This is a genomic window from Verrucosispora sp. WMMC514 (genome assembly GCF_027497295.1).
In the GTDB taxonomy this organism is placed as follows: domain Bacteria; phylum Actinomycetota; class Actinomycetes; order Mycobacteriales; family Micromonosporaceae; genus Micromonospora; species Micromonospora palythoicola.
Window position 1 is genome coordinate 2,540,705 of the sequence record NZ_CP114906.1, and the last position, 14,525, is coordinate 2,555,229.

The window sequence follows — 14,525 nt, forward strand, 5'->3', positions numbered from 1 at the left end:
TCCGGCCCCACCGTCAGCGGTTGGCCAGCATCTCGAACAGCTCCAGCCGGGCTGCGGCGTCCCGAGCGATCAGGAAACCCGCGATGCCCAGCACCCAGCCGAGCATGCTGCCCGAGGAGCGGATGATCCACGCGTTGAGCCGGGCGAGCACCGGCTCGACAAGCCTCGGCCAGGCCACCCGGGCGCCCAGCAGCAGCATCGCCGGCACCACCATGACCAGGCAGTAACCGACGAGCAGCGCCATGCTGGTGGGCACCGCCAGGCCGGAGGTGGCGAGTAGACCCAGCGCGCCGAGGTACGGCAGCATTGTCGCCACCTCGGCCAGCGCGGCGAACAGCGCCAGCCCCACCAGCCAGCGCGACGACGAGTCACCGGCGGTCACCCGGTCCCGCCAGCGCAGCACCCGACCCGTGCCGGCCCCCCGCTTGCCGTCGTACCGGAAGCTGAGCACGAGCAGACCCACCCCGAGCACCAACTGCCCCCAGAGCACCGGCCGGTTGTCCAGCGCACCGCCCAGCAACTCGGCCAGACCGCTGCCGCCGAAGTACAGCAGCAGCCCGACCACGAAGTAGCAACCGGCGATGGTGCCGAGGTAGATCATGACCCGTCGGACGCGCACCGGCCCCGGTGCCAGCAGCAGCCACACCGGGATGAACAGAGTGCCGATGCTGGTGCTGTCCACCAGCGCCAGGCCGACGAGGGAAAGCAGCAGGGCAAGGCTCATGCCGTACCAGGAGCAAGCTCGGGCATGCGGCGATTATCCGGCACCGCCGCCAGGGCGGTGACCCGCCGACCGCCCGCGTCGCCACCGCCCTGGGCGGTAGCGCCGGTATCGGAGCAGACGCCGTCGGCACCTGCCGGTCGGGGTCTGTAGGGCAGCCGGCCGTCACGGACGTCGTCGTGCGCGGCGCTTCGCCCGCCGTCGCGCCCGGGGCAGCCCGGTGGCCGGCCAACCGTCCAGCCGCGACGGGGGCACTCCCCGACGCAGCAGATCGTCCAGCAGCAGGGCGAGCGAGTAGTCCGGATGCTCGGCCAGCACCCGCTCCAGCGCCACCGCCGCCAACGCGCCCTGCCCGTCACGCCAGGCGGCGAACGCGAGCAGCGCACCCGGGGCGGCGATCAGCTCCGGCTCGGCCCGGCGCAGCAGCTCGGCCCAGAACGCGACGTCCTCGTCCCGGCCGTCGGTGCGCTCCCAGGCGTGGTCGCGCACCGGAAGATGAGTCAGGAGCAGGCAGAGCCAGGCCACCTCGTCGTCGGTCAGTCGCTCCCCGCCACGGTGGCGACGCCTGGTGGCCCGCAGCGCCGCCGTACCGGCCGTTCTGAGCGCCCGGGCACCGAGCAGGTCCGTGGCGGGCGCTGCCGTCAACAGGTCGGTGAGCCGTTGCTCAGCGCGTCGGACGGCGTGCCGCATCGCCTCCCCGCCAGCCGGAGCCACCTGTGCGGCGAGCGCCGCCCGGTCGGGCAGGGCGACCTGTCCGGCGAAGACCGCCGCTGCCGGCACCGCGCTGGCCTGCGGGTCGTACCGGGTGCCCTCCGGCGGGCAGCACTCCGGTTCCGCGCAGAGGTAGGACCACCACCGCCCGTCGGTGACCCGCAGCGCGTCGAGCACGGCCAGCCCCGCCTCGGCCAGCGCGGCCCGGACCGCGTCCACCGCCGGGGTCACCCGGGCGGCCGGGCCGTACCCGACGACGGTGGCCGAGTCGGCACCCTGTCGGGCGGTCACCGCGGCGATGTGTCGACCGGGCTCGTAGGGGTCGGTGTCGCCGGGCAGGTCGCCGCGCGCGGCGAAGACGATCCGCTTGCCGGACAGCGCCACCACCACGATGCTGTCGGCGGGATGGAAGCCGAGCAGGTACGGCACGGCCGCGATGAGGTCGGCGGGAGAGCGTACGGACAGTCGGGGCAGCTCGGTCGAGTTCATGCAGGCAGCCTGCGAGCCCGGCGTCCCGCGCCGCTGCCCCTGTGGACGACACGCCGGTTATCCACAGTCACGCACAGTGTTCTTGCAGCTCACGCACGATCGGCGGCGGTACCGAAGCCGGTGGCGGTCCGATGGCGATACGTTGCGGGGATGGATCTGGCGTACCTGCGGGCGCATCCCGAGCAGTTGCCCACCTTCCTGACCCATCAGCGGATCCGGGAGACGCCGGTGTCCGGCGGCGACATCTGCGCGGCCACCCGGTTGACCTTGGACGACGGTCACTCGGTGTTCGCGAAGTCCTGGCCGGAGCACGCGGACCGGCCGGTGCCGGAGGGATTCTTCGCCGCGGAGGCGGCCGGGCTGTGCTGGCTACGCGACGCCGGTGCGGTCGCCGTACCTGAGGTGCTGGTCGCGTTGCCGGAGCTGTTGGCCCTGCAGTGGGTCGAGCCGGGGGAGCCGAGCCCGGCGGCGGCCGAGCGTCTCGGGCGGGAACTGGCCGGACTGCACCGGGCCGGTGCCGATGCGTTCGGTGCCCGCTGGCCCGGCTTCTTCGGCGCGCTACCGGCGGACAACACGCCCGACGACGGCCCGTGGGCGCAGTGGTTCGCTCGGGCCAGGCTGCTGCCCTACCTACGCCTGTCGGTCGACGGCGGAGCCCTCACCAGCGCCGACGCGGCTCTGGTCGAGCAGGTCATCGCCCGGATCGGCGAATTCGGCGGTGACGAGCCGCCCGCCCGCGTCCACGGTGACCTGTGGCCGGGCAACCTGCTCTGGGGCGACGACGACCGGGTCTGGCTGGTCGACCCGGCGGCGCACGGTGGGCACCGGGAGACCGACCTGGCCCAGTTGGCCCTCTTCGGCGGCCCGCCGCACCACGATCGGATCATGGCGGCGTACCGGGAGAGCTGGCCGCTCGCCGACGGATGGCGGGCCCGGGTGCCGCTGCACCAGCTGCACCTGCTGCTCGTGCACACCGTGCTGTTCGGTGCCGCGTACCGCGATTCGGTAACCCGGAGCGCCCGGGACGCCCTGAGCGGGGTGTGGCGCGCTACCGTCGACCAGTGAGCCTGCCCCCGCCCACCGGCCTCGTCGACCGGTACGGCCGCGTCGCCCGAGACCTGCGGGTGTCCCTGACCGACAAGTGCAACCTGCGCTGCACCTACTGCATGCCCGCCGAAGGGCTGCCCTGGCTGGCCGGGCCGCAACTGCTCACCGACGACGAGGTGGTCCGGCTGATCCGGGTCGCGGTGTGCCGGCTCGGGGTCGACGAGGTGCGGTTCACCGGCGGTGAACCGCTCATCCGCCCCGGTCTGGTCGGCATCGTCGAAGCCGTCGCGGCCCTCGACCCGCGCCCCCGGATCTCGCTGACCACGAACGGCATCGGCCTGAACCGGCTCGCCCCCGCACTACGCGCCGCCGGACTGGACCGGGTGAACGTCTCGCTCGACACGCTGGATCAGGAACGGTTCACCCGACTCACCCGGCGGGACCGGCTGGCCGACGTGCTGGCCGGTCTGGCCGGCGCGGCCGCCGCCGGGCTGACACCAGTCAAGATCAATGCCGTGTTGATGCGCGGTGTCAACGAGGACGAGGCACCGGCGCTGCTGCGCTTCGCCCTCGACCACGGCTACGAACTCCGGTTCATCGAGCAGATGCCGCTGGACGCGCAGCACGGCTGGGATCGCGCCGCCATGGTGACCGCCGACGAGATCCTGGCCGCGCTGCGGGCCGCGTACGACCTCAGCCCGGACCCGACCGAACGCGGCACCGCGCCCGCCGAGACCTGGCTGGTCGACGGCGGCCCGGCCCGGGTCGGGGTGATCGGCACGGTGACCCGGCCCTTCTGCGGCGACTGCGACCGGACCCGCCTCACCGCCGACGGGCAGATCCGCAACTGCCTGTTCGCCACCGACGAGTCGGACCTGCGCGGTGCGCTGCGGGCCGGTGCCGACGACGAGGAGCTGGCCCGCCGCTGGCGGGCGGCGACGCTCGGCAAGCGGGCCGGGCACGGCATCGACGACCCGTCCTTCCTGCAACCGACCCGGCCGATGTCGGCCATCGGAGGCTGACCGTGGCCAGCGTCACCGTCCGCTATTTCGCCGGGGCCCGGGCCGCCGCCGGCCGCGCCGAGGAGACCACCACTGCTGGTCGATCGCTCGACGAACTGGTGGCCGAGCTGGCCGAGCGGCACGGCGACCGGTTGGCGCCGGTGCTGGCGGTGTCGAGTTTTCTGATCGACGGCGTGACCTGTCATGATCGGCAGAAGCCGCTGCCGGCCGGGGCGACGATCGACGTCCTGCCTCCCTTCGCCGGCGGCTGAGGGGGACCCACACGTGTTCGCGGTACTCGGCTTCGTCACCACCCTTGCCGTGATCACCGGGTTGATCCATCTCTACCTGTGGAAGCGGTTGGTGAAGGACACCACCACCGCCGGACGCTGGCGGCGGGCCGGCACGGTCACCGCCGTGGTGCTGGCCCTGCTGGTGCCGGCCACGATGGTCGGCACCCGAGCCGGAATGTACTGGCTCGCCTGGCCGGGCTACCTCTGGCTCGCGCTGATGTTCTACCTGCTGGTGCTGCTCGTCGTGCTGGAAGTCCCGATGGTGGTGACGCGGCTGGTACTGCGCCGCCGGTCGGCCCTGGTCGCTCCGGAGCCGGTCCTGGTCGGCCCGGCCGCCGCGCCCGTACCCGGCCCGTCTACCGACCGGCCGAGCGCCGACGACGAGCCGGCCGCGCCGGGTGCACCGGCCCAGCCGACCGCCGACGGACCGGCGGACCGACCGGCCGCCGGCGCGGTCGGCCCCGACCACGATCCCGGCCGCCGCCTGCTGCTCGCCCGGGGTGCCGCGATCTTCGCCGGGCTCACCGCCACCGGCCTGGTCGGCTACGGCGTACGCACCGCGCTGGGTCCGCCCCGGCTGGACCGGGTGCAGATCCCGCTGGCCAAGCTGCCCCGCGGCATGGACGGCCTACGCATCGCCACCGTCTCGGACATCCACATCGGTCCGCTGACCGGCCGGGCGCACACCGAGCGGATCGTGGCCGCGATCAACCGGCTGGACGCCGACATCGTCGCCGTGGTCGGCGACCTGGTCGACGGCACGGTGGCCGAGCTGGGCGACGACGCCGCACCGCTGCGTGACCTGCGAGCACGCCACGGCAGCTACTTCGTGACCGGCAACCACGAGTACTACTCCGGGGTGGAGGAGTGGGTCGCCGAGGTCGACCGGCTCGGGCTGCGGGTGCTCCAGAACCAACGACTGGAGATCGCCTCCCGTGGTGGGGCGATCGACCTGGCCGGCGTCAACGACGTCTCCGCCGTCGGCAACGGTGTCTCGGCGCCGCCGGACTACGACGCGGCGCTTGGTGACCGGGACCCGTCCCGGCCGGTGGTGCTGCTCGCCCACCAGCCGGTGGCCGCCCTGGAGGCGGCCCGGTACGGGGTCGACCTGCAACTGTCCGGCCACACGCACGGCGGTCAGATCGTTCCCTTCAACCTGCTGGTGAAGCTCGAACAGCCGGTCGTCTCCGGGCTCGGTGAGGTGGACGGGACGAAGGTCTACGTGACCAACGGCGCCGGCTTCTGGGGGCCTCCGGTACGGGTCGGCGCGGAGCCTCAGGTCACCCTCGTCGAGCTTCGTTCGGAATAGCGCAGCTCACCTCCGTGCGTGGCGGCGCGCGGCAGCGCGGCCGGTCGTGACAGGATGCGGCGTGCCCCCGTTCAGCGCCGTACCCCCCGGTGGCCTTTCGCCCTTCGTCGCGGACCTGCACATCCACTCGAAGTACTCGCGGGCCTGTAGCCGCGACCTGACCCTGCCGAACCTGGGCTGGTGGGCGCGGCGCAAGGGCATCGCGGTCCTCGGCACCGGTGACTTCACCCATCCCGCCTGGTACGACCACCTGCGGGAGACCCTGCATCCCGCCGAGCCGGGCCTGTACCGGCTGTCGCCGGAGGCGGAGCGGGACATCGCCCGTCGGCTGCCGCCCCGGCTGGCCAGCGAGGCGGAGAGCGATCCGGTCCGGTTCATGCTCAGCGTGGAGATCTCCACGATCTACAAGCGGGACGACCGGACCCGCAAGGTCCATCACCTGGTCTACCTGCCGGACCTGGACGCGGTGGGTCGGTTCAACGCCGCGCTCGGCCGGATCGGCAACCTCGGCTCGGACGGCCGGCCCATCCTCGGTCTCGACTCGCGCGATCTGCTGGAGATCACGCTGGAGGCGAGCGGGGACGGGTACCTGGTACCGGCGCACATCTGGACGCCGTGGTTCTCCGCGCTGGGCTCGAAGTCCGGCTTCGACGCGATCGCCGACTGCTACGCCGACCTGGCCGAACACATCTTCGCCGTGGAGACCGGGCTCTCCTCGGACCCGGCGATGAACTGGCGGGTGGGCAGCCTGGACCGCTACCGGCTGGTCTCCAACTCCGACGCGCACTCACCACCCGCCCTCGCCCGGGAGGCCACCGTCTTCGCCTCGGCCCGGGACTACTTCGCCATCCGGGAGGCGCTGCGTACCGGTGACGGGCTGGCCGGGACGATCGAGTTCTTCCCGGAGGAGGGCAAGTACCACGCCGACGGCCACCGGCTGTGCGGGGTGAACTGGGCACCGGAACGCACCCGGGAGGCCGGCGGACGCTGCCCGGAGTGCGGCAAGCCGTTGACGGTGGGCGTGTTGAGCCGGGTCGAGGAGCTGGCCGACCGGCCCGAGGGGTACCGGCCGCAGCAGGCTCCCGAGGTGACCCATCTGATCCAGCTCGCCGAGATCCTCGGCGAGATCCACAAGGTTGGTCCGCGCTCCAAGCGGGTCGAAGGAAAGCTCACCGAGCTGGTCGCCGGGCTCGGCACGGAGTTGGAGATCCTGACGCGCGTTCCGCTGGACGAGATCGGTCGGATCGGCGGCGAGCTGCTCGCCGAGGGCATCGGCCGGCTCCGTCGCGGTGAGGTCCGCCGGGTGCCGGGCTACGACGGCGAGTACGGCGTGATCACCCTGTTCGACCCGACCGAGCTGGCCGACGCCACCGGGGTGTCCGCCGGGCAGGAGACGCTGTTCGACGTACCGGTGGTGCCCGCGCCGCGACGTGCCCCGGAGTCCACGGCGAAGACGGGGGCGGCGACGAAGCCGGCGACCGGTGCGCAGCGCCCGCCGGCGAAGCCCGAGCCCAAGCGCAGGCCGGCCGTCCCGGCACCGCCGATCGCGCCGGCGCCCTCTCCGCACGAGCCGTTCGAACCGATGCTCGCCGGCATGGAGGAGGTCGGCACCGGCCTGCTCGACCGGCTCGACGCGATGCAGCGGGTGGCCGCCTCGGCCCCCGGAGGTCCGCTGTTGATCGTCGCCGGTCCCGGTACCGGCAAGACCCGCACGTTGACCCACCGCATCGCGTACCTGTGCGCCGAGTTGAACGTCTTTCCCGAGCAGTGCCTGGCCATCACGTTCACCCGGCGGGCCGCCGAGGAACTGCGGCACCGCCTGGACGGCCTGCTGGGCCCGGTCGCCGAGGACGTCACCGTCGGCACCTTCCACTCGCTCGGGCTGACCATCCTGCGGGAGAACACCCAGGCCGCCGGGCTGGTCGAGGGCTTCCGGATCGCCGACGACGCGGAGCGGGCCGCCGTGCGGGCGGAGGCCGGCGACGATCCGGCCCGTTACACCGCGCTGCTGCGCAAACAGGGTCTGGTGGACCTGGACGAATTGCTCACCCTGCCGGTGGCGCTGCTGCAGCAGGACCGGCGGCTGGTCGACCGGTACCGCGAGCGCTGGCGGTGGATCTTCGTCGACGAGTACCAGGACGTCGACGCGGTGCAGTACGAGCTGCTGCGCCTGCTCTGTCCACCCGACGGGAACCTGTGCGCGATCGGCGACCCGGACCAGGCGATCTACTCGTTCCGTGGTGCCGACGTCGGGTACTTCCTGCGCTTCTCGCAGGACTTCACCGATGCCCGGCTGGTCCGGCTCAACCGCAACTACCGCTCTTCCGCGCCGATCCTGGCCGCCGCGGTGCAGGCCATCGCGCCGTCATCGCTGGTGCGGGGCCGCCGGTTGGATCCGGCCCGGCTCGACCCGGAGGCTCCGCTGGTCGGCCGGTACGCCGCCAGCTCCGTCGCCGACGAGGCCGACTTCGTGGTACGCACCATCGACGAGCTGGTCGGTGGCCTGTCCCACCGCTCCCTCGACTCGGGCCGGATCGACGGCCGGTCGACCACGCTGTCCTTCTCGGACATCGCCGTGCTGTACCGCACCGACTCGCAGGCGGCCCCGATCGTGGACGCGCTGGCCCGGGCCAACATCCCGGTGCAGAAGCGCTCGCACGACCGGCTTCGCGACCGTCCCGGGGTGGCCGCCATCGCTCGCGAGCTGCGGCACGCCCCCGGCGTCGAGGGTGCCCTGCCCGCCCGGGTACGCCTCGCCGGCCAGGTGCTCGCGGACCGGTTCGCCATCCCGACCCTGGACGGGTCCGGCGGGGTACGCCCGGAGGACGTCCGGACCGCCGTCGACCTGCTGACACCGCTGGCCCGCCGGTGCGGCGACGACCTGGAGATGTTCCTGTCACAGCTCGCCACCGGCGCCGAGGTGGACGCGATCGACCCGCGTGCGGAGGCGGTCACCCTGCTGACCCTGCACGCCGCGAAGGGTCTGGAGTTTCCGGTGGTCTTCCTGGTCGGTGTCGAGGACGGGCTGCTGCCTCTGCGTTGGCCCGGCGCCACGCCCGATGAGGCAGCGGTGGCCGAGGAGCGGCGGCTCTTCTTCGTCGGGTTGACCCGGGCCCAGGACCGGCTCTACGTCAGCCACGCCGCCCGTCGGTTCCGGCACGGCTCGGAGCGGGACTGCCGCCCGTCACCGTTCATCGACGCGGTGGACCCGGGCCTGTTCGAACGCCTCGGCGACAGCGAGGGCCCCCGGCGGCCCAAGGACCGCCAGTTGCGCCTCATCTGACGCCGGTGCGGTGGCCAGGACAGCGCACCCGGGCCGGTCGGGTTGCCGACCGGCTCGGCGGCTGTGCCACCGGGGATCGGCCGCACGCACTACGGTGACGGTGGCGGTGCCGGTTGGTCGACCGACCACCGGCTCCACCCGAGGCTCAGGAGGGCGTGCATGGCGAACTACGGACCACCGGGGCCGGGCCCGCAGCCGTGGCACGAGCCGCAACCCGGCGAGTGGTACGGCCACGGCCGGCCGCCCGACGCACCGTCGCCCCACGACCCGGACCAGACCCGCGAGTTCGGCCGCCCGTACGGTGACCAGTCCCACGGCCGCGCCCCCGGACAGACCTACGGCTCGAGCCCGAACTACGCATCGAGCCAGGACTACGGGTCCAGCCAGGACTACGGGTCCAGCCAGGACTACGGGTCGAGCCCGCACCACGGCGGCGGTCAGGACCACGGATACGGCGCGGGTTACCAGCCCGGCGAGTCCTACGACCCGGCAGGTCACGGCGGCGGTCGGTACGGCAGCACCGGCCCGGGACACCTCCCACAGGCTCCGGATACCTGGGCGCGGTCCGCCCACCAGCACGACGCGGAGACCGGGTACGCCGGCGCCCCCGCGCCACCGCCACCGCGCCGGCGCGGACGGATGCTCGTCGTGCTGGCAGCCGTGCTGGTGCTGATGCTGGGCGGCGCGACGGCGTTCTACCTGCTCGGACGGGACGGCGAGGCACCGACCCCGGTGGCCGCGCCGACCGGGGAGGTGGCACCCGCCCCGGACGCGCAGGACGAGGAGACTCCGCCCGACGACCCGGCCGCCGCCTCCTCCGCCGACCCCCGCTTCGTGCAGGCGGGGCAGTGTGTCCGCAACGACTCAGGGGCCGGCGGCAAGCCCAGGCTGCTGTTGAGTGAGTGTGCGCCGAGGTCGTACGAGGTGCTGCGGCGCATCGACGGCAAGACCAGCGGAGAGCGGGACGCCGAGGAGAAGTGCGCGGCGGTCGACGGCTACACCAACTGGTACTTCTACGACAGCGAGTTGGACTCGCTCGACTTCGTGCTCTGCCTCAAGCAGCGCGGCTGACGACCTATCACCGAAACTAGTGCTGTCTAGCGTGGAGGCTAGACAGCACTAGTTTTTGGTCGAGGGCAACACGCCGGTACCGCCGTCTATCCATGTCTAGTCTCCCCTCTAGACGGCCCGATACTCTGCGATGCGTGGATCCGGTCCGCAACCCCTACGCGCCGGGCGCCGGCCAGCGTCCGCCCGAACTCGCCGGGCGGGGGCGGGAACTGGACGTCTTCGACATCGTTCTGGAACGCATCGCCCGGGGCCGACCGGAACGCAGCCTGATGCTCACCGGGCTGCGCGGCGTCGGCAAGACCGTCCTGCTGAACACGTTGCGCTCGCAGGCGATCAACCGGCTCTGGGGCAGCGGGAAGATCGAGGCACGACCGGATCAGTCGTTGCGCCGACCAATCGCCGCCGCCCTGCACATGGCCGTTCGGGAGCTGGCGCCGAGGCACCGGGCCCCGGAGCGGATCGACGCCTTCCTCGGGGTGCTCAAGGCCTTCGCCCAACGTGGCGCGCCGACCGGTCGGGGTGGGGCCGCTCCGAAGCTGCGCGACCGGTGGCAGCCCGGCATCGACGTACCGGCGGCCAGCGGGCGGGCCGACTCCGGCGACATCGAGATCGACCTGGTGGAGCTGCTCACCGATGCCGCCTCCGTCGCCAGCGACGTGGGCACCGGCGTGGCCATCTTCATCGACGAGATGCAGGACCTCGGAGCGGAGGACGTCTCCGCGCTCTGCGCCGCCTGCCACGAGCTTTCGCAGCTCGGCGCACCCCTGATCGTGGTCGGGGCCGGGCTGCCGCACCTGCCGGCGGTGCTGAGCGCGGCGAAGTCGTACTCCGAGCGGTTGTTCCGCTACCAGCGCATCGACCGCCTCGACCGGATCGCCGCCGACCACGCACTCTGCGCGCCGGCCGAGCGGGAGGACGTCGCGTACGAGGCGAAGGCCCTCGACCTGCTCTACGAGAAGTCCGGCGGTTATCCGTACTTCGTGCAGGCGTACGGGAAGGCGACCTGGGACCACGCCCCCCGGTCACCGATCACCCCGGCCGACGTACGCGTCGCGGCACCGGAGGCCGAGGCGGAGCTGGCCGTGGGCTTCTTCGGCTCCCGCTTCGAGCGGGCCACCCCCGCCGAGCGGGAGTACATGCGCGCGATGGCGACGCTGTCACTCGTCGAAGGGGAGCACGACGGCGGCGGCCGGGACGACATGGACGCGGCGGTGCCGACCTCGGAGATCGCCCGTGCCCTCGGCCGCAAACCTGCCAGCCTCTCGCCGGCTCGGGATGCGTTGATCAAGAAGGGGCTGATCTACTCCGGGGAACGCGGCACGGTCGCCTTCACCGTCCCGCACTTCGGCCGCTACCTGCGCACCCAGCCCGCCTGAGCTGGATCTCCACGGAGACCGGCCAGAGTTGGCACGGCCGCGGCGCGCACATGGCACCGCGACCGGCGGTCGATGTCCCTCCTCGGCCGGGCGGCCAAGGGCTTCCGCGAGTGCGTCAGGCGGTCGGGCGGATGGCCTTCGCCAGCTCGACGAAGCTCCCCGAACTCGCTGGACGTCAACGTGCCACCGGCCCCACGTTCAACCTAGATCTTGGAAGGTTCGCGTTCGTCGCTAACGGGAACTGTCCAAGTTTCCGCATCTAGCTCTCATATTTCGGGACCGACCTGCGGTGGCGGCTGGGGCAAGGGCCCCCGGGGGGTCAGACCTTGGACCAGGGTGGTGGGAAGAGCACCTCGCCGCGCGGGGGTGGCGGCTCGCCGCTGGTGGCCGGCGGCAGCACCAGTGCCTGCCACGGCTCACCAAGGCCGGACCAGGGACTGGTCAGGCCCAACTGGTCGGCCCGGCTGAAGCCGAAACGCCGGTAGTAGGCCGGGTCGCCGAGGACCACCACCAGCCGCTCACCGAGTTCGGTAGCCGCCTCCAAGGCGGCCTGCACCACCGAGGTGCCGAGCCCGATCCGCTGCCGGTGCGGCGCCACCGCCACCGGTCCCAGTGCCAGCGCCGGTGTGCTGGCCGTGCCCGAGCTGACCAACACCCGGGTGAGCAGGGCACAACCGACGATCTCCCCGCCGTACTCGGCGACCATCGCCAGCTCCGGGAGCCACGCGTCGCTGCCCCGCAGCTCGTCGACGAGGCGTACCTCCGGTGGGACGGCGACGTCGGGTCGGGCGAACGCTGCGGCCAGCACCCGGCGGATCGCGCCGGTGTCGGCCGGGTCCTCGGGTCGCAGCCGCAGGGTCGTCACGCGGCGTAGGGTACCCCGGAAGACCCGTCCATCCGCGACGGTCCTCGATCCCGGGCGCGGCGGCACCGACACACTCGACCGATCGACATACCCCGTTGCGGGGCGTAGTAACGCCCCGGACAGGGTATGACTGTTCCATGACGCCCGTACGATCCCTCGCCCGCGCCATGCTGAGCGGCATCTTCGTGGTCAGCGGCGCCCGCAACTTCGCCAACCCCGGCCGCCTGACGCCCACCGCGAAACCGATAACCGATCGGGTGACGCCGCTGCTGGAGCGGGCGCATCCGCGGATTCCCACGGATACTGAAACCCTGATCCGAGCCAACTCGGCCGTGCAGCTCGGCGCCGGGCTGATGCTGGCCACCGGGCGGTTCACCCGGCCGGCGGCCCTGGTGCTGGCCGGGACGCTGATCCCGGTCACCCTCGCCGGGCACCCCTTCTGGCTCAACGACGACCCGGCGGCGAAGAGCAACAACCAGATCCACTTCCTGAAGAACCTCGGTCTCTTCGGTGGGTTGCTGCTCGCCGCCGCGGACACGGAGGGTAAGCCCGGGCTACGCTGGCGGGCCGGTCACCGCATCGGCCACTCGCGACGGTCGGTACGCCGCGCCGTCCGGACCGCCCGCCGGGAGGCCCGGATCGCCCTCCGGTCCGCCGCCACCGCTCGGCGGTTGCCCGGTTGAGCGGTAGGAGATCCCCTCACCCCCGCTGACCTGCGATCCAACCACCCCCACTCAGGCTAAGGCCGCGAATCACCTGAACCGCCCGGTAGGCGTTAACGCGGTGGAAATGTCAAAAGAATGTGTGGGATCGGACACGGTCGCATAACGCGGGAGGCACTGACGTGAGGCGCCGTTCTAGGCTCCGTACTGGACCTGGACGGGTAGGACGACCTTGGTACGGGGGTGGCCACGCCATGCCGACGATCGTCGGTAGAGGGCTGGACCGCCTCGCCACAGTCCGTCGCGTAACGCGTGGGATCGATCGTAGGACAGTCGTACGGGCGGGCATCGTCGCCGCCGTCGCCTACGCCGCATGGCTTGCCATCGGCGCTTTCGGGCGTCCGTACAACTTCTTCGACATGAAGATCTACCACGGCGCGGTGGTCTGGTGGGCGAGCGGTCACGAGCTGTACGAGTTCGTCGCGCCCGACACAACCCTGGGTTTCACCTACCCACCCTTCGCCGGGCTGGCCATGCTGCCGATGGCGCACCTGCCGGTCACCCTGGCCGGTCTGGTCAACGCCGCGGTCAGCATCGCCGCGCTGGCCGTGGTGCTGGCCGCGCTGCTGCGCCCGATCGTCGACCGGCTGGGCTGGCCACTGTGGTACACGGTGGCCATCGCCACGCCGCTGGCCGCCGCCATCGAACCCACCCGGGAGACGCTCGGCTACGGGCAGGTCAACCTGCTGCTGTTCGCCCTGATCCTGGCCGACCTGGTCGCCCTGCGCTGGCGGTCACGCCGCGGCACCCACCAGGCCGAGAACGACGGACCGCTGCTGCGGTTCGTCTACGGCGGCGCCTGGGCCGGCGTGGGCATCGGCCTGGCCACCGCCGTCAAGCTGACCCCGGCCCTGTTCATCTTCTACCTGATGATCACTCGACAGTGGCGGGTGGCCGCGACGGCCATCGGCACCGCCGTCGGAGTGACCATCGGCAGCTTCGGCATCGTCGGCGCCGAGTCCCGCGACTACTTCGGCAGCGTGCTGTGGCAGACCGAGCGGGTGGGCGCCGCCGACATGACGCCGAACCAGTCGCTGGCCGGCCTGCTGGCCCGGCTCTACGACTCGATCGAGACCCCCGGCCTGCTCTGGCTCGCCTTCTCCGTGCTGGTGCTGGCGCTCGGGCTGTCCCGGGCGTCCAACGCCCACTCCGACGGCGACGAGTTGACCGCCTTCACGCTTGTCGGCCTGACCGCCAACGTGATCAGCCCGATCTCCTGGACGCACCACCTCGTCTGGGTGATCCCGGCGATCATCGTCCTGGCCGACACCGCGATCCGTCGGCACGATGCCAGCCGGGGGCCGGTCCGATCCGCGTCGACGCCGTACGGTGGGCCGCCGGGAGTCACCACCCTCCGACCACCGATCTGGTATCCGACGCTCACCGGGTTCCGCCACGGCATCGCCGCCATCGGGCTCTACCTGCTCTTCCTGATCTCCCCCATCTGGCCGTACGAGCACCAGCTGCCGGAGGTCTCGCACTACCAGGACGGCCTGTTCGGCGCGTTGATGGAGAACTCCCTGGCGCTGGCGCTGATCCTGCTGGTCGCCGCACTGCCCTGGCGGCCCGGGGCGGAACCGGCCTTCCACACCGACCGGGCGGCGCGCGCCTCGATGCTGTACGGACGGCGTTAGGCC

11 protein-coding genes and 1 pseudogene are annotated in these 14,525 nt (G+C 72.3%); 9 read left to right on the top strand and 3 right to left on the bottom strand.

Annotated features, from left to right (window positions below):
* Window positions 1-13: 13 nt before the first annotated feature.
* Together O7597_RS11375 and O7597_RS11380 are read right to left on the bottom strand one after the other, a co-directional pair.
* Window positions 14-724 (bottom strand): GAP family protein, encoded by a 711-nt coding sequence (locus O7597_RS11375; RefSeq protein ID WP_281582697.1) that lies wholly within the window; start codon window positions 722-724, stop codon window positions 14-16.
* 162 nt (window positions 725-886) lie between these two features.
* A complete protein-coding gene (locus O7597_RS11380) occupies window positions 887-1,921 on the bottom strand; it encodes a DUF4192 domain-containing protein (protein WP_269740596.1) in 1,035 nt (344 codons plus the stop codon).
* Between the two features lie 150 nt (window positions 1,922-2,071).
* Here O7597_RS11380 and O7597_RS11385 point away from each other — a divergent pair, with 150 nt between their 5' ends.
* The 7 genes and pseudogenes from O7597_RS11385 to O7597_RS11415 all read left to right on the top strand — a co-directional run bounded on the left by O7597_RS11385 (window position 2,072) and on the right by O7597_RS11415 (window position 11,301).
* Window positions 2,072-2,986, top strand: coding sequence for a fructosamine kinase family protein (locus O7597_RS11385; RefSeq protein WP_269740595.1), 915 nt, complete (start codon window positions 2,072-2,074; stop codon window positions 2,984-2,986).
* Window positions 2,983-3,990, top strand: coding sequence for a GTP 3',8-cyclase MoaA (moaA, locus tag O7597_RS11390; protein WP_269740594.1), 1,008 nt, complete (start codon window positions 2,983-2,985; stop codon window positions 3,988-3,990). Before O7597_RS11385 ends, moaA begins: the two co-directional genes overlap by 4 nt.
* Entirely contained in the window at window positions 3,987-4,241 is a 255-nt protein-coding gene (locus tag O7597_RS11395) for a MoaD/ThiS family protein (protein WP_269742695.1), read from the top strand. The genes moaA and O7597_RS11395 overlap by 4 nt, the downstream gene beginning before the upstream one ends.
* A 13-nt stretch (window positions 4,242-4,254) precedes the next feature.
* Window positions 4,255-5,571, top strand: a complete 1,317-nt coding sequence (locus tag O7597_RS11400; RefSeq protein ID WP_269740593.1) for a metallophosphoesterase — start codon at window positions 4,255-4,257, stop codon at window positions 5,569-5,571.
* 61 nt (window positions 5,572-5,632) lie between these two features.
* Window positions 5,633-8,854 (top strand): UvrD-helicase domain-containing protein, encoded by a 3,222-nt coding sequence (locus O7597_RS11405; RefSeq protein WP_269740592.1) that lies wholly within the window; start codon window positions 5,633-5,635, stop codon window positions 8,852-8,854.
* A 612-nt stretch (window positions 8,855-9,466) separates the two neighbouring features.
* A pseudogene (locus O7597_RS11410) lies at window positions 9,467-9,925 on the top strand (flagellar basal body protein FliL); the annotation flags it as partial.
* A 134-nt stretch (window positions 9,926-10,059) separates the two neighbouring features.
* Window positions 10,060-11,301: an ATP-binding protein gene (locus tag O7597_RS11415; RefSeq protein ID WP_269740591.1), complete on the top strand. Its 1,242-nt coding sequence runs from the start codon at window positions 10,060-10,062 to the stop codon at window positions 11,299-11,301.
* 319 nt (window positions 11,302-11,620) lie between these two features.
* Here O7597_RS11415 and O7597_RS11420 read toward each other — a convergent pair whose 3' ends face one another.
* Window positions 11,621-12,166, bottom strand: a complete 546-nt coding sequence (locus O7597_RS11420) for an N-acetyltransferase (protein ID WP_269740590.1) — start codon at window positions 12,164-12,166, stop codon at window positions 11,621-11,623.
* 137 nt (window positions 12,167-12,303) lie between these two features.
* Here O7597_RS11420 and O7597_RS11425 point away from each other — a divergent pair, with 137 nt between their 5' ends.
* Together O7597_RS11425 and O7597_RS11430 are read left to right on the top strand one after the other, a co-directional pair.
* The gene (locus tag O7597_RS11425; protein ID WP_164448805.1) at window positions 12,304-12,849 is read left to right on the top strand and encodes a DoxX family protein; all 546 of its coding nucleotides are present in this window, start codon (window positions 12,304-12,306) and stop codon (window positions 12,847-12,849) included.
* A gap of 233 nt (window positions 12,850-13,082) precedes the next feature.
* A complete protein-coding gene (locus O7597_RS11430; RefSeq protein ID WP_269740589.1) occupies window positions 13,083-14,522 on the top strand; it encodes a glycosyltransferase 87 family protein in 1,440 nt (479 codons plus the stop codon).
* Window positions 14,523-14,525 lie beyond the last annotated feature (3 nt).